Origin of the sequence: Umezawaea sp. (assembly GCF_036375055.1) — a bacterium.
Lineage (GTDB): Bacteria > Actinomycetota > Actinomycetes > Mycobacteriales > Pseudonocardiaceae > Umezawaea.
The window spans coordinates 1-13,796 of sequence record NZ_DASUSQ010000164.1; the positions used below are offsets into that span (position 1 = coordinate 1).

Annotated in this window: 15 protein-coding genes; 8 read left to right on the forward strand and 7 right to left on the reverse strand. The window is 71.9% G+C overall.

What is annotated here, in order from left to right; translation table 11 throughout:
- Positions 1-40 precede the first annotated feature (40 nt).
- Both VFZ92_RS38640 and VFZ92_RS38645 read left to right on the forward strand, forming a co-directional pair.
- On the forward strand, positions 41-742 hold the full coding sequence (locus VFZ92_RS38640; protein WP_330882408.1) for a winged helix-turn-helix domain-containing protein: 702 nt from the start codon (positions 41-43) through the stop codon (positions 740-742).
- Between the two features lie 14 nt (positions 743-756).
- Positions 757-1,761, forward strand: coding sequence for a pentapeptide repeat-containing protein (locus tag VFZ92_RS38645; RefSeq protein ID WP_330882410.1), 1,005 nt, complete (start codon positions 757-759; stop codon positions 1,759-1,761).
- A gap of 59 nt (positions 1,762-1,820) precedes the next feature.
- Here VFZ92_RS38645 and VFZ92_RS38650 read toward each other — a convergent pair whose 3' ends face one another.
- On the reverse strand, positions 1,821-2,573 hold the full coding sequence (locus VFZ92_RS38650) for a PP2C family serine/threonine-protein phosphatase (protein WP_330882412.1): 753 nt from the start codon (positions 2,571-2,573) through the stop codon (positions 1,821-1,823).
- Between the two features lie 76 nt (positions 2,574-2,649).
- Between VFZ92_RS38650 and VFZ92_RS38655 the strand changes: the two genes are divergently transcribed.
- Both VFZ92_RS38655 and VFZ92_RS38660 read left to right on the forward strand, forming a co-directional pair.
- The gene (locus VFZ92_RS38655) at positions 2,650-4,392 is read left to right on the forward strand and encodes an N-6 DNA methylase (RefSeq protein WP_330882414.1); all 1,743 of its coding nucleotides are present in this window, start codon (positions 2,650-2,652) and stop codon (positions 4,390-4,392) included.
- A gap of 17 nt (positions 4,393-4,409) precedes the next feature.
- Positions 4,410-5,306 (forward strand): serine/threonine-protein kinase, encoded by an 897-nt coding sequence (locus tag VFZ92_RS38660; RefSeq protein WP_330882416.1) that lies wholly within the window; start codon positions 4,410-4,412, stop codon positions 5,304-5,306.
- Here the strand turns inward: VFZ92_RS38660 and VFZ92_RS38665 are convergent.
- From VFZ92_RS38665 to VFZ92_RS38675, 3 genes are all read right to left on the reverse strand, one after another.
- On the reverse strand, positions 5,303-5,614 hold the full coding sequence (locus tag VFZ92_RS38665) for a transcriptional regulator (protein WP_330882418.1): 312 nt from the start codon (positions 5,612-5,614) through the stop codon (positions 5,303-5,305). The two genes, VFZ92_RS38660 and VFZ92_RS38665, sit on opposite strands and share 4 nt — an antisense overlap.
- The gene (locus VFZ92_RS38670; protein WP_330882420.1) at positions 5,611-6,093 is read right to left on the reverse strand and encodes a hypothetical protein; all 483 of its coding nucleotides are present in this window, start codon (positions 6,091-6,093) and stop codon (positions 5,611-5,613) included. The genes VFZ92_RS38665 and VFZ92_RS38670 overlap by 4 nt, the downstream gene beginning before the upstream one ends.
- A gap of 73 nt (positions 6,094-6,166) precedes the next feature.
- Entirely contained in the window at positions 6,167-7,243 is a 1,077-nt protein-coding gene (locus VFZ92_RS38675) for an ROK family transcriptional regulator (RefSeq protein WP_330882422.1), read from the reverse strand.
- 69 nt (positions 7,244-7,312) lie between these two features.
- Between VFZ92_RS38675 and VFZ92_RS38680 the strand changes: the two genes are divergently transcribed.
- The 4 genes from VFZ92_RS38680 to VFZ92_RS38695 are packed head-to-tail and all read left to right on the forward strand — an operon-like array spanning position 7,313 to position 10,003.
- The gene (locus tag VFZ92_RS38680; RefSeq protein WP_330882424.1) at positions 7,313-8,359 is read left to right on the forward strand and encodes a Gfo/Idh/MocA family oxidoreductase; all 1,047 of its coding nucleotides are present in this window, start codon (positions 7,313-7,315) and stop codon (positions 8,357-8,359) included.
- Entirely contained in the window at positions 8,356-8,832 is a 477-nt protein-coding gene (locus VFZ92_RS38685) for a heme-degrading domain-containing protein (RefSeq protein ID WP_330882426.1), read from the forward strand. Before VFZ92_RS38680 ends, VFZ92_RS38685 begins: the two co-directional genes overlap by 4 nt.
- The gene (locus VFZ92_RS38690; protein ID WP_330882428.1) at positions 8,829-9,635 is read left to right on the forward strand and encodes an SAM-dependent methyltransferase; all 807 of its coding nucleotides are present in this window, start codon (positions 8,829-8,831) and stop codon (positions 9,633-9,635) included. Before VFZ92_RS38685 ends, VFZ92_RS38690 begins: the two co-directional genes overlap by 4 nt.
- 20 nt (positions 9,636-9,655) lie before the next feature.
- Positions 9,656-10,003 carry an HPF/RaiA family ribosome-associated protein gene (locus tag VFZ92_RS38695; protein ID WP_330882430.1) on the forward strand — a complete coding sequence of 116 codons (348 nt, stop codon included), beginning with the start codon at positions 9,656-9,658 and terminating at the stop codon, positions 10,001-10,003.
- Between the two features lie 128 nt (positions 10,004-10,131).
- On the opposite strand, the gene VFZ92_RS38700 is transcribed toward VFZ92_RS38695, so the two are convergent.
- The 3 genes from VFZ92_RS38700 to VFZ92_RS38710 all read right to left on the reverse strand — a co-directional run bounded on the left by VFZ92_RS38700 (position 10,132) and on the right by VFZ92_RS38710 (position 13,503).
- Complete coding sequence (locus tag VFZ92_RS38700; protein WP_330882432.1) at positions 10,132-11,283, reverse strand: DUF6923 family protein; 1,152 nt, start codon at positions 11,281-11,283, stop codon at positions 10,132-10,134.
- Positions 11,280-12,038, reverse strand: a complete 759-nt coding sequence (locus tag VFZ92_RS38705) for a hypothetical protein (RefSeq protein ID WP_330882434.1) — start codon at positions 12,036-12,038, stop codon at positions 11,280-11,282. Before VFZ92_RS38705 ends, VFZ92_RS38700 begins: the two co-directional genes overlap by 4 nt.
- A 352-nt stretch (positions 12,039-12,390) precedes the next feature.
- Positions 12,391-13,503, reverse strand: coding sequence for a serine hydrolase domain-containing protein (locus VFZ92_RS38710; RefSeq protein ID WP_330882436.1), 1,113 nt, complete (start codon positions 13,501-13,503; stop codon positions 12,391-12,393).
- Positions 13,504-13,796 lie beyond the last annotated feature (293 nt).

Below are 13,796 nucleotides of genomic sequence, written 5' to 3' on the forward strand. Positions count from 1 at the left end.
GTCCACGTTTCGGTGCGCGCCGAAACGTGGACGGCCTACCGTGCTCCCCGTGGAGGGACTGGCGAACCTGGCCGGGCTGCTGGCGGACCGCACCAGGGCCGCGTTCTGCGTGGCCCTGCTGGACGGCCGCGCGTGGACGGCGGGCGAACTGGCGGCGCACGTCGGCGTGGCCCCGTCCACGGCGAGCGAGCACCTGAGCCGCCTGGTGGAGGGTGGCCTGCTGGTGGAGCGCAGGCAGGGCCGCCACCGCTACCTGCGGCTGGCGGACCAGCGCGTGGCCCAGCTGCTGGAGGACCTGGTGGCCCACGTCGAACCGGCGGCGCCCGCGCGCACGCTGCGCTCCACCACGGCGTCGGCCGCGCTGGCCAGGGGCCGCACCTGCTACGACCACCTCGCCGGACGGCTCGGCGTGGCGATCACCGACGCCATGGCCGCGAAGGGCTACCTGGCCAGGACGGACGGATTCACCGTCACCGAGGCGGGCGTGGCGTGGCTGACCGGCCCGCTGGCCGCCGACCCGACCGCGCTCCGCACGGCCAAGCGCCCCCTGAGCCGCCCCTGCCTGGACTGGACGGAACGGCGGACGCACCTGGCGGGCACGGCGGGCGCGCACCTGTGCGCCCACTTCCAGGCACAGGGGTGGGTCCGCCGCACCGGCACCACCAGGGCGGTGCGCGTGACCCCGGCCGGTGCGGTGGCCCTGCGGGAACTGCTGGACCTGGACCCGGCGCACCTCGGGTGAGGAAGGATCGGCCCGTGACAAGCCGAACGTTCCGGAGCGCCGCCGTCGCGGTCGTCCTGCTGGTGCTCGTCGTGGTCGCCAGCCTGAAGGTGCTGCCGCCGCTGTTCTACCCCGACCTGACGGACGCGGAGCTGCGGGGCGTCGCGGGCGCCGAGGTCCGCGTCCAGCTCCAGCAGGCGCAGGGGCAGTTGCAGAACAACGTCCGCTCGGCACTGCTCCAGCTGACCGCGGGGCTGCTGGTCGTCATCGGCGCGGCGGCGACGTGGTGGCAGGTGCAGGTCAACCGGGAGGGCCAGCTGACCGACCGCCTCACCCGCGCCGTCGAGCAGATCGGCAGCGCCAACGCCGACGTCCGCATCGGCGGGATCTACGCGCTCAAGCGCATCGCCGAGAACTCGCCGGCCGACCGCGACACCGTCCAGTTCATCCTGGGGGCGTTCATCCGCAACAACTCGCCGCGCGGGGACGACGCGGGCGACGGCGAGCTCCCGGAGGAGCGGCGGTGGCTGCTCGTCGACCACCCCGACATCCAGACGGCCGTCGAGGTGCTCGCGCAGCGGATCTCGTTCCCCCGCCACCGGGCCGACCGGCCGAGCACCCGCCGGAGGTTCCCGGACGACACGAAGCTCTACCTGTCGCGGGTGAACCTGCGCGGCGTGCAGGTCCACCGGGGCGGGCTGATCAACACCCAGCTCCGGCACAGCGACCTCGCCCACTCGTGGATGCGGGGCACGGTGCTGGACGGCAGCGACCTGAAGTCGGCCGACCTGCGCGGGAGCTTCCTGCGCGAGACCAGTTTCGTCGACACCAACCTGGCCCTCGCGCGCCTGTCCGGCTCCGACCTGCGGGAAGCCGACCTCCGCCGCGCCGACCTGCGGGGGGCCGACCTCCGCGACGCGGACCTGACCGGCGCGCGGCTGGAGGGCGCGCTGGCCGACGCCACGACCTCGTGGCCCGCCGACGTCGACGCCGAGCACCTGGCGCGGGCGGGCGTCAGCGTGACCGGGGCACCGGCGTAGGCGAGTACCGTGACCGGCGGTCGGGGGCGCACAGCGGGCGCTCCCGACCGCCGGGACCGCTAGAGCAGCCGCCCGCTCCAGTGGGCCAGCCACTCGTCGTTCACGACGTCCACCAGCACGCAGGTGATGTTGTCCGGTCCGCCCGCCTCGTTGGCCAGCGCGATCAGCTTGACCACCACCTCGTCCCGGTCCTCGGTCCCCGCGAGGACCTCCAGGATCGCCTCGGGCGGCACGACGTCCGACAGCCCGTCGGAGCACAGCAGGTAGCGGTCGTTGACCTGCGCCTCGTGCAGGAACACGTCGGGCTCGGGCGAGTTCCCCGCCTGCAACGCCCTCATCAGCATCGAGCGGCGGGGGTGCAGCGCGGCCTGCTCGGCGGGCATCCGCCCCTCGTCCACCAGCGCCTGCACCATCGTGTGGTCCCGCGTGACCTGCTGGATCTCGCCGTCCCGCACGAGGTAGCACCGCGAGTCGCCGATGTGGGCGACGGCGAACTTGGTGCCGTCGACCCAGAGCAGGGCGGTCAGCGTGGTGCCCATGCCGCGCATCCGGAGGTCCTGCTCGGCCATGTCGGTGAGCCGCAGCGCGACCTCGTCCATCATCGCGGTCAGGGCGGGCACGGGGTCGCCGCTGACGTCGTGGTGGGCCAGCACGTCGATGGCCGTGGCGCTCGCGATCTCGCCGAACGCGTGCCCGCCCATGCCGTCGGCGACGGCGAACAGCGGCGGCTCGGCGTAGGCGGAATCCTCGTTCAGCTCGCGGCGGAGCCCTGGATGGGTGCCAACGGCGTGGGCGAGCCGGTTGTGCGTCATGACAACAGTGAAACATTGGTTGATTCGGTTCACAAGCAGAACCACTGTGCATCGGTTGTGAACTAGTGTGTATGGCATGGACCAGGACGCCACCGTGAGCGCGGGCGACATCGCCCGCCTCGTCGACGTGGGGCGTGCTGCCGTGAGCAACTGGCGTCGTCGGCACGAGGACTTCCCGCAGCCCGTCGGCGGTACGGCGTCCAGCCCGCTGTTCTCCCTCGACGAGGTCGAGGACTGGCTGAGGCGCAACGGGAAGCGCGTCGACGTGTCCCCCGTGGAGCGGGCGTGGCAGTGGCTGCGCGGCGCGGGCGACGACCTGGGCCTGGGCGACCGGGTGGCCGAGGCGGGCGCGGACCTGCTGTCGGAGAACGGCGGCAGGTTGGCGCCCCTGGCGGCCGAACGCGGGCCGCTGGCGGCGTTCGAGTTCCTCTGCGCGCGCTACCTGGAGGCGCACTCCCGCCAGCTCGACGCGACCCCCGCGGACGTGGCGGCGCTGCTGGTGCGGCTGACCGGGCCGGACGGCGGCACGCTGTACGACCCGGCGTGCGGCCTCGGCACGATGCTCGTGGACACGCCCGCCGCGCGCGTGCTCGGGCAGGAGATCGACGAGACCACGGCGACCATCGCCGCCCACCGGTTGCGACTTCGCTCACAGCCCGGCGAGATCACCGTCGGGGACGCCCTGCGGCAGGACGGTTTCGCGGGTGAGCTGGCCGACGCGGTCGTGTGCGACCCGCCGTTCACCGAGCGCGCGTGGGGCTACGACGAGCTGGCGGGCGACGCGCGCTGGGAGTACGGCCTGCCGCCGCGCGGCGAGTCGGAGCTGGCGTGGGTGCAGCACTGCCTGAGCCACGCGAAGCCCGGCGCGCTGGTGGCGATCCTGATGCCGACGGCGGCGGCGAGCCGCAGGCCGGGCAGGCGGATCAGGGCGAACCTGCTGCGCGCGGGCGCGCTCAGGGCGGTCGTGACGCTGCCCGGCGGGCCGGACCTGTGGCTGCTGCGGCGTCCCGACGCGGGCGACCGCACGCCTTCGCACGTGCTGCTGACCGAGGTGGACGACCTGTCCGCTGTGGACCGTCGGTGGGCGGCGTTCCAGACCGACCCGGCGGGCGGGCACTCCGTGCCGATCGTGGAGCTGCTGGACGAGGACGTGGACCTGAGCCCGGCCGTGCAGTCGTTGCGGCGCAGCGGCGGCGAGGACACGCACCTCGCGTTCGTGGAGGCGCTCACGGCGCTGACCAAGACGGTGCTGCCGACGCCGGAGCTGGACAAGGCGTCGCGGCAGGCGCCGCCGATGACGACGATCGGCGAGCTGGCCAAGGCCGGGCTGCTGACGATGAAGCACGCGGGCGCGAAGCTCACGACCGGCAACGGCGAACTGCCGGTGCTGACCGCGGACGACCTGGCGGCGGGCGTGGAGCCGTCGGAGCGCACGGCCCCCGACCCCGACCTGGTCGAGGTGGAGCCGGGCGACGTGGTGGCGTCGCCGATGGGCACGGCGCGGGTCGTCGGCTGCCACGCCGTCCTCGGGCCGTACCTGGCGGTCTACCGGGTCGATCCGGGCAGGCTGGACCCGTACTTCCTCGCGGGCGTGCTGCGCGCGGCGGCGTCGCGGGCGCACCAGGGTTCGAGCCGGGTCGACGCCCGCCGCACGCAGGTGCCGCGGCTGCCGCTCGCCGAACAGCAGGCCTACGGACGCGCGTTCCGGCAGTTGGGCACACTGGAGGACGCCCTGCGCGAGACGGCGGCGCTGGGGGAGAGCGTGATCCGGCTAGGCTTCGGCGGCCTGGTGGACGGTCACCTCCGACCGAGGGACTAGCACGGACGGGAGGCCGGATGCTCATCGCCGACAGGTACGAGCTGGACGACCTGCCGCTCGGCCAGGGCGGGATGGGTGCGGTGCACGGCGGTTACGACCGCCACCTGGACCGCCGGGTCGCGGTGAAGTTCCTGCAACTGCCCGGCAGGCGCGACGAGGAGATGGAGCACCGCTTCACCCGCGAGGCCCGCATCCTGGCGAAGCTGGAGCACGCGGGCGCGCCGGTCCTCTACGACTTCGGCGTCTTCGAGTACCGGATGTACCAGGTGATGCAGTTCATCGACGGCGTCACCGTCGCCGACCTGGTGGGCGAGCACGGGCCGCTGCCGGTGCCGTGGGCCGCGTCGATCGCCGCGCAGGCGTGCGCCGTGCTGGCCGCCGCGCACAGCCTGTCGATCTGCCACCGCGACCTGAAGCCGACGAACCTGATGCTGTGCCCGGACGGCAGCGTGAAGGTGCTGGACTTCGGGCTGGCGGTGCTGCGCGAGTCCGACGTGGCCCAGTTCACCCGGTGGGGTCAGATGCTCGGCACCCCGGCGTACATGGCGCCGGAGCAGATCCAGCGCGGCAACGCCGAACCGCGCAGCGACCTGTACGCGCTGGGGTGCGTGCTGCACGAGATGCTGACGGGCAGGCAGCTCTTCACCGGCGACACGGCGTACACGGTGTTCGACAAGCAGGTGAAGCAGCGGCCGTCGTCCGTGCCGAGGATCCCGGTGGCGCTGGACGAGCTGTTGCAGGACATGCTGGAGAAGGACCCGGAGCGCAGGCCCGCCGACGCGACGACGCTGTTCGAGCGCCTGCTGCCGTTCGCCGTGGACCTGCCGATGCTGCCCGGTTTCCTGACCCCGTCGACGACCCCCAGCCCGGACCGCATGTACGCCCGCGCGGTCGGCCGGGTGCTGGAGGACTAGTCCGGCAGGACGGTGGCGCCCGCGCGGGCCACGATCTCCTGCAACGCCGCGACGTGCCCGTCGAACGCCGCGCGGCCCGCCTCGGTGAGCCGCGCGGAGGTGCGCGGCCGCTTGCCGACGAAGTGCTTGCGGATCTCGACGTACCCCGCGTCCTCCAGCGTGGTGAGCTGCTTCGACAGCGCCGAGTCCGACGTCCCCACGGTGTCGCGGAGGAACTTGAAGTCCGCCCACTCCGCCGCGGCCAGCAGCGAGACGATCGACAGGCGGGTGGGCGCGTGGACCAGGTCGTCGAACTTCGGTTCCGTCACCGGGCTCCCCTCGCGGCGCGGTCCAGCATCGTGGTCCGCAGCCTCCGCGTGAGGAACGGCTCGCCGCCGATCATGAGGGCGGCGCACACGACTCCGCTCAGCGTGGCCGAGTGGGGCACGTCGAGCGCGTTCAGCGAGAAGGACGCGAGCGTCGTCACGACCAGCACCCCGAGCGTGAAGCCGAGGATCATCAGGACACCCGCGCCGCCGAGGAGCGTGCCGCGCGGCTGGGCGCGGCGCACGCCGCGGAGCGCCACGGCGCCCACCGCGGCGCAGTTGCCGAGCACGAACGCGGTGGTGCCGATGCCGAGCGCCCGGCCGTCGCCGGTCTCGACGACGGCCGAGAAACCGACGACCAGCAGGCCGATCGCCCACCAGAACCACTTCGGGATCAGCGCCCGCTCGATGACCTGCCCCTGTCGTTGCCGGATCTCCGCGAGCGCGTCGGCGGCCTCACGGGGTGGGGGTTGCTGGTGCATGACGCCTCCTGGGCTCGTCGGGTACGAGACCAGGATGCCGGCTACTTTCCCGTTTGGAAAGTACTTTCCTTCACTACGGTCCGCGCTGGCTGTAGAACTCGCTCAGCACGAGCATCGCGGCCCCGGCGGCGACCAGGTCGTCACCCAGCGGGCTGACGCTGATCTCGACCTCCAGCCAGTCCGAGCGGGGCACCTGGTCGCGCACGACCTCGCGGATCGCGTCGGCGTAGAAGTCCGGCGCGCCCTGCACGACCCGGCCGCCGAGGACCACGTGGTCGAGGTCGAGCAGCTGCACGAGCCCCGCGACGGCCATGCCGAGCACGGCCACCGCACCCTTGAGGTCGCCCGCGGCGACGGCGAGGTTGTGCACGATCTCCACGCAGCCGGACCGCCCGCACGCGCAGCGCGGACCCCCGAGCTGGATGGTCGTGTGCCCGTACTCCCCCGCGTTCGTGCGCGCCCCCCGGTGCACCTGCCCGTCGAGCAGGAGCCCGACGCCGACACCCGTGCCGACGATCACCAGGGCGGCGTGCCGGAGTTCGTCGCCGCGCCGCCACGACTCGGCGATCATGGCGGTGTTGGTGTCCTTGTCGACCACGACCGGCAGGCCCAGCCGGTCGGCGGCGAGGTCGCGCAGCGGCACGTCGTGCCAGCCGACCAGGCCGGTGGCGTCGTGCACCACGCCGTCGCGGTGGTCCAGCGGGCCGACGAAGCCGATGCCCACGCCGAGCAGCCGCTCGTCGGACACGTCGTTGCGGGAGCGGAGCACCTCGACCAGGTTCGCCAGCTCCTCCACGAACACGGCGGGCCCGAAGTCGCGGGGCAGGGCGGTGACCGTGCGGTCCACGACCGCGCCGGACAGGTCCGCCAGCACCACGCGCAGTTCGTCGCGCTCGACGGCGGCACCCAGCGCTAGCCTGCTGGAGGACACGAGGCGGACCAGCGTGCGGGGTTTGCCGACGCCGACGTTGCGCCGTCCGGAGTCGACGAGGAGACCGTCGGCGATGAGCCTGCTGACGATCTTGGACACCGCTTGGGGGGTCAACCCGCTCTGCTCGGCCAGTTCGACCCTGGTCATGGGTTCGCCACGGCGAGCGAGCCCGAGCACCACCGCGTCGTTGTACCCACGCAGGAACCGCAAGTTCGCCACGGCGCCATGATCGCATGAGTCGTCCGTTTTGGCTGGCGATTACACCACAGCGTTGCTTTAATACTCCACATGGCAGATGACCTCCGCACCGGCTTGATCGGGTACGGGATCGCCGGCCGCGTCTTCCACGCGCCGCTGATCGCCTCCACCCCCGGCCTCGCGCTCTCCGCGATCGTGACCACCAACGCCGAACGCCGCGAGCGGGCGAGCGCCGCGCACCCGGACGTCGAGCTGCTCGACACCGCGGACGACCTGCTGGCGTCCGGTGTCGACCTCGTCGTGATCGGCACCCCGAACAAGACCCACGTCGACCTCGCGCTCGCCGCGATCGACCGGGGCATCGCGGTCGTCGTGGACAAGCCGTTCGCCCCGACCGCCGCGCAGGCGCGGCGCGTCGTCGAGGCGGCGAAGGCGAAGGGCGTGCCGCTCACCGTCTTCCAGAACCGCAGGTGGGACAGCGACTTCCGGACCGTGCGGGAGGTCGTGGCCAGCGGGAGGCTGGGCACCCTCGCCCGGTTCGAGTCGCGCTACGAGCGCTGGATCCCGGAGATCTGGGACAACTGGCGCGAGTTCGGCGACCCCGAGGAAGCGGGCGGGCTGCTCTACGACCTCGGCGCGCACCTCGTCGACCAGGCCCTCCAGCTCAACGGGCCGGTCCGCAGCGTGTACGCCGAGCTGAACCGCCGCCGTCCCGGCGCGCTCGTGGACGACGACGTGTTCGTCGCCCTCACGCACACCAACGGCGTCCGCTCGCACCTGTGGGCCAGCGCCGCGGCGGCGAACAACGGCCCGCGCTTCCGCCTGCTCGGCGACCGGGCCGCGTTCACCAGCCACGGCATGGACGGCCAGGAGGACGCGCTGCTCGACGGCCTGCGGCCCGGCGACCAGGGCTGGGGCGTCGAGCCGGAGTCCGCGTGGGGCTCGATCGGTCTGCTGGACGACACCGAGTCGGTGCCCAGCGAGGACGGCGCCTACCAGGAGTTCTACGTCCAGCTGGTGGCCGCGTTGCGCGACGGCGGGCCGCTGCCCGTCGACCCGGAGTCGGCCATCGCCGCGCTGGAGATCATCGAGGACGCGTTCGAGTCCGCGAACACGGGACAGGTGGTGGCGGTATGAGCGCGGAACTGCTGGCCGAGCTGGCGGCGCAGGAGGAGCGGCTCCGGTTCACCCGCTTCGACAACGACACGGCGCTGGCGCTCGGCGCCCACCTGCTGGAGGCCGCGCGCGGCGAGGGCCTGTCCGTCACCATCTCGGTCCGGCGCAACGGGCAGCGGATCTTCCACGCCGCGCTGCCGGGGACGTCGGCCGACAACGACGACTGGCTCGACCGCAAGACGAGGGTCGTGGACCGCTACGGGCGCAGCTCGTACCTGGTCGGCACCCAGTTCAAGGTGGGAGGAAGTAGCTTCGAGGAGTCGTCGCGGCTGGACCCCGGCCTCTACGCTGCCCACGGCGGGGTCTTCCCGGTCATCGTCGAAGGTGTCGGCCCCGTCGGCACGGTCGGCGTCTCCGGGCTGCCCCAGGCGGAGGACCACGCGTTCGTCGTGGCCCAGCTGGAGAAGTTCCTCGGTGCACAGGAGGCGCAGTGACACAGGAGCGGTACGGGGTCGACGACATCGACCTCGAGCAGCCGAACCCGGCCAGGATGTACGACTACTACCTGGGTGGTGCGCACAACTTCCAGGCCGACCGGACGCTCGCCGAGCAGGCGATCAAGGTCATGCCGTGGATGCGCGAGGCGGTGCGGGCCAACAGGGCCTTCCTGGCGCGCGCCGTGCGCTTCTGCGTGTCGCAGGGCATCCGCCAGTTCCTCGACCTGGGGTCCGGCATCCCGACGGTCGGCAACGTGCACGAGGTCGCCCAGGGCCTGGCCCCGGAGAGCCGCATCGCCTACGTCGACATCGAGCCGGTCGCGTACGCGCACAGCAAGCACCTGCTGCGCGACAACCCGAACGCGACCGTGACCAGGGCCGACCTCACGGTGTCGCAGGACGTCCTCACCGCGCCCGCCGTGCTGGAGATGATCGACTTCACCAAGCCGGTCGCCGTCCTCGCCGTCGCCGTGCTGCACTTCCTGCCCGACGAGCGCCGTCCCCAGGACGTGCTCGGGGCCTACCGGGACGTCATCGTGCCGGGCAGCTACGTCGTGATGTCGCACGTGACGTCCGACCACAACCCCGAGCAGGCCGCGGGTGCCCTGGACGTCTACAAGCGCTCCGCGAACCCGGTCTACACCCGCAGCCACGCCGAGATCACCGCGATGCTGGACGGGTTGGAGCTGGTTCCGCCCGGTCTCGTCGACGCGACCCAGTGGCACCACGACCACACCCCCGAACTGACCCGGCGGACGGAGCACGTGGGGTTCTACGCCGCAGTCGGGCGGAGGGACTAGGGACCAAGTAGCGTGGTTCCATGAGTGACACCGAAGTCCTTGAGCAGCGACTCCGTCTGGGCAACGGGTTCGGCCCGAGCGACCAGGGCCGAGTGGTCCACGCGCTGGCCAACCTCGCGCCCCACCTCAACACGTGGCAGCCCGCGCAGGTCGACCTGGCGCTGTCGGTGAAGGAACGCGGACAGAAGGACCAGAAGGTCACGTTCGAGGCGTTCCTCTCCGGCTGGCCGCCCTTCGTGGCCACGTCGCACGAGCCCGAGCTGGACATCGCGCTGACCGAGGTGCGCAGGGAGATGATCCGGCAGATCGAAGACGCCAAGTCGCGCCGGGAGCCCCGCAAGAACGACAAGCAGCGTCCGGGCGCCTAGCCGCCCGCCGGGGGGCGTGGGCCTGCGCTCACGCCCCCCGTTCCGCTGATCTCCACGGTGCCGCGAGGGTCCGACACGTCCGGACCTAGCAGCCCTCGAATTCCACGTTCCACCAGCTCAGAGCACTTCTACGCGCGCCGCCCCTGCTGCGCGGCAACCGCCCCCGCACCGATCACGAGCAGCAGCACGGCCAAGCTCCATCGGCGCTTGCTGTCGGTCCGGCGGTCGGACAGCGCGACCACCTCCTCCACGGGCCGGTCCACCTCGAACACCGGCCGGGGCGTCGGCCGCGGCGCGGTCGAGGCCGGAGTCGTGGCCGTCGTGACCGGTGGCGGAACCGGGACCACCGCCGCCGGAACCACCGGGTCGGCGGTGGTCGTCGTGGTCGGTGACGGGGGCACCACCGCTCCGGGCACCGTCGTCGGGGACGACGGTGCCGCGGTCGTCCTGACCGGCGGAGACGTGGTCGGCGCGGGAGTGGTCGGTGCAGGCGTGGTCGGTGCGGACGTGGTCGGCGCGGGAGTGGTCGACGCGGGAGGAGTGGTCGGCGGCGGCACGGCGACGCAGCCCGCCGCGTCGATCGTCCGCGCGGCCGGTCGCTCCGACAGCCTGGTCACCTCGCCGGACCCGTCCAGCGCCACCCGGTACAGCGTGCTCCGACCGCCCTCGTTGTTGTTGGTCGCGTACAGCGCCCCGTCCGGCCCGAGCACGGTCGCGCCGTAACCCGACCCGTCCGGCAGCCGCACCCGGTTCGTCAGCGGCTCGACCCGCCCTGAGTCCGGGTCGATCGTGACGACCTCGGGGTGCCCGTGCGTCCTGGTGGCCACGCCGTAGAGGAGACCGTCGGACGGGTTGTAGTCGAAGTCGTCGATGGACAGGAAGACGTCGATGGGCCACAGCACCCTGGCCCGCACCAGTTCGAGGAAGCCGGTGCTCGCGGGGTTGACGTCGACGACGTACAGCGCGCCCCCGGAGCGCACGTAGAAGTGGTCGCCGTGGATGGCGCCCGCGACGGCGTGCACGAGTCCGGGGTGGGGCACGTGGCCGACGTCGGTGGTGCGACCCTGGCGGTCGACCTCGACGACCCGCCCGTCGGGCGAGACGCCGTAGTACACGCCCTGCTCGGCGGAGTAGCCCAGAGCGTTGAGCCGGTGGTCCAGCACGCTGACGGTGGTCGCGGCGCCCGACGGCAGCTCGACCGAGAGCAGCGTGGACGGTCCGCCCGGCGACACGGCCTCGACCTGGAGCGCCAGGCACGCCAGCGCCGCGACGACGATCACCGCAACCGGTCCATGGCCGCCTGGAACGCGTCGGGGCCGATCTTCGCCCCGCCGCTGAACGGGTTCTGCAACTGGTAGGTGGCGTACAGCAGGAGGGTCATGGTCGCGGCCAGGGTCGCCATGATCACGACGTGTGACCGCACCCTGGCCCCGCCGAAGAGCAGCGCGAGCCCGAGCGAGAGGAGGCTGCCCACGATCAGCGTGAACCAGACGACGGAACTGACGCCATTACCGGACGCGTTGATCCGATCCTGCCGCGCCTCGTAAACGTCCCACAGCTTGGTCACCGCTTCGGTCTTGCGATCGGTCTGCCACTCGTCGTCGACGGGCGTTTGCGCGACCACCGCGCGGAGTTGGTCGAGCTGGGTCCAGCCGATTGAGGAGACCTCGGCCCCGCTCTGCATCTTCGGCCATTCTTCGCGAATCACCGTCGACATGTACGCGCGGGAAAGGTCGTGCACCTTCTCCTTCGTCGCCTCGGGCAGCGAATCGCTGGCCCACGCCGCGGCGACGAGCCCGTCGGCCTCGCGGTAGGACGTCTCGTCGGCGGATCCTGTGGCGTCGAACAGCGCGATCAGCACGAATGCCACGAGGACGGCGTTCAGGCCCGCCACGATGGAGAAGACGCCACCGGCGGCGGCGTTGTTCTCCTCGCGTCCGTCCTCCGACCCGAACCGGCGCATCAGGTAGGCGGCGGCAGCGGCGACGGAGGCAGCCGCGCCGACCCAGATGATGCCACCGAGGTAGATGTTCATTCGATTCCGATCGCCCTCACCACAAAAGGGCGCCGAAAATGAATACCGAATCTTCGGAACGCCCGCATGACGTGGAACAAAGTAGCAGGCGTTCGTGCGGTCGGGCGCGAATAACGCACTCGTTCAGCCAAGTGCTCCATTGGTATTGATCAGTCGGGTGATATTCGGGCACCCAATGCGGCCCCGCACACCCGGTCGTCCACGATCGAGTCGCCCGCGCCCCGGCGATCCGACCGGTTCGGACCAATCGGAGCCCGTCCGACCACGGTCGGTTATCCGCCCTTCAGCGGTCGAGCCGCCGCGACGCCATGAGGGGACCCCCGACCAGGGTCCCCTCATGGCTAACGGTGGATCAGTCGCAGAACACCTCGTTGATCAGCTCCTCCACCCCGTCGCCCGAGCCGCCGTCGGGTGCCGACGTGAAGGACGCGTCGAGCCGCACGCGGCCGTCCTCGCTGCTCAGCATCAGGCTGCTGAAGGCGGGGATGCCGCCGCCGTGGCCGATGACCTCGGCCCCGCACGGCAGTTCCTGGTGCTCCAGCCCCAGCCCGTAGCCGGGCGACACGTCGGTCAGCTTCTTCATCTCGGCGGCCTGGGCGGGCTTGAGCAGCTCGCCCTTCGCGACCGCCGCGACGAACCGGTCGAGGTCGGCCGTCGTGGAGATCATCTCGCCCGCCGCCCAGGCGACGGACGGGTTGATCCCGGTGACGTCGACGACCTGCTCACCGACCCGGTAGTAGCCGTGCGCGTGCGGTCCGGGGATCCCGGTCCGGTCGCCGGGCACGGACGTGTCGCGCAGCCGCAGCGGCTGGAGCACCCGCCGTTCGACCGCCCGCGCGTACGGCTTGCCGGTGACCCGCTCGACCAGCAGCCCGGCGACGACGTAGTTGGTGTTGGAGTAGTTCCACGCCGTGCCGGGCGGGAAGTCCAGCGGCTTCGCCGTGGAGAGCGCGACGAGTTCCTCCGGCTCCCAGTGCCTGTAGCGGATCTCCTCGAACCCAGCGGGGTCGAGCGGCAGCTCAGAGGTGTAGTTGTAGAGGCCGCTCGTGTGCTGGAGCAGCATCCGGACGGTGATCCGGTCCCCGTCGGGCAGCAGGCCCGGCAGGTACCGCGACACCGGCGCGTCCAGGTCGACCCTGCCCTCTCCGACCAGCTGGAGCACGACGGTCGAGACGAAGACCTTGGTGATGCTGCCGACGCGGTACCGCCCGTCGGTCGGCACCGGCCGGTCACCGCCCCACTCGGCCACGCCCGCGCGGGCGGTGAAGCCCCTCCTGCCGTCGGAGATCCGGACCTGCGCCCCCAACGCGCCGTTCCGCACGACCTTGTCGATCGCCCGCTGCACGACGTCGCGGTCGATCCGCCCGGTGGTGTCGGTGTCGGCGACGGCCGTTCCGCCGACCGTGAGCGCGGCCAGCCCGACGACCACCCCGAGCACCCCGATGCGCTTGCCCATCCTGACCATGTCGAGTCCTCCCCCGGATTCGTGCGGCGGCACCGAGTCTTCCGGGATCGGGGGCCGCCCACGACCTACCAGGGGGTGATCGGGGTGCCGACTTTCGACGCACGCGGAACCCCCGAAACCCCCACGAACCACCCCTAGTGGACCCGGCCCGTGAAAACGGTTTCAGGGCTCCTGATCGATTCACTTGTTAGGCCATTCGAGTGACACAACTGGTCTAGACCTTGACCGTTCAGTGGTCTGGACCACATGTTTCACCCAACCTTGCTTTCCCTGCCGTGACAAGGAGCCCGATG

What these genes read in the sequence shown, in the direction of transcription:
- VFZ92_RS38685 (WP_330882426.1), top strand. Translation starts at nt 8,356, where the DNA reads ATGAGCGCGGAACTGCTGGCCGAGCTGGCGGCGCAGGAGGAGCGGCTC.
- VFZ92_RS38650 (WP_330882412.1), bottom strand. Translation starts at nt 2,573, where the DNA reads ATGACGCACAACCGGCTCGCCCACGCCGTTGGCACCCATCCAGGGCTC.
- VFZ92_RS38670 (WP_330882420.1), bottom strand. Translation starts at nt 6,093, where the DNA reads ATGCACCAGCAACCCCCACCCCGTGAGGCCGCCGACGCGCTCGCGGAG.
- VFZ92_RS38660 (WP_330882416.1), top strand. Translation starts at nt 4,410, where the DNA reads ATGCTCATCGCCGACAGGTACGAGCTGGACGACCTGCCGCTCGGCCAG.
- VFZ92_RS38680 (WP_330882424.1), top strand. Translation starts at nt 7,313, where the DNA reads ATGGCAGATGACCTCCGCACCGGCTTGATCGGGTACGGGATCGCCGGC.
- VFZ92_RS38655 (WP_330882414.1), top strand. Translation starts at nt 2,650, where the DNA reads ATGGACCAGGACGCCACCGTGAGCGCGGGCGACATCGCCCGCCTCGTC.
- VFZ92_RS38705 (WP_330882434.1), bottom strand. Translation starts at nt 12,038, where the DNA reads ATGAACATCTACCTCGGTGGCATCATCTGGGTCGGCGCGGCTGCCTCC.
- VFZ92_RS38710 (WP_330882436.1), bottom strand. Translation starts at nt 13,503, where the DNA reads ATGGTCAGGATGGGCAAGCGCATCGGGGTGCTCGGGGTGGTCGTCGGG.
- VFZ92_RS38695 (WP_330882430.1), top strand. Translation starts at nt 9,656, where the DNA reads ATGAGTGACACCGAAGTCCTTGAGCAGCGACTCCGTCTGGGCAACGGG.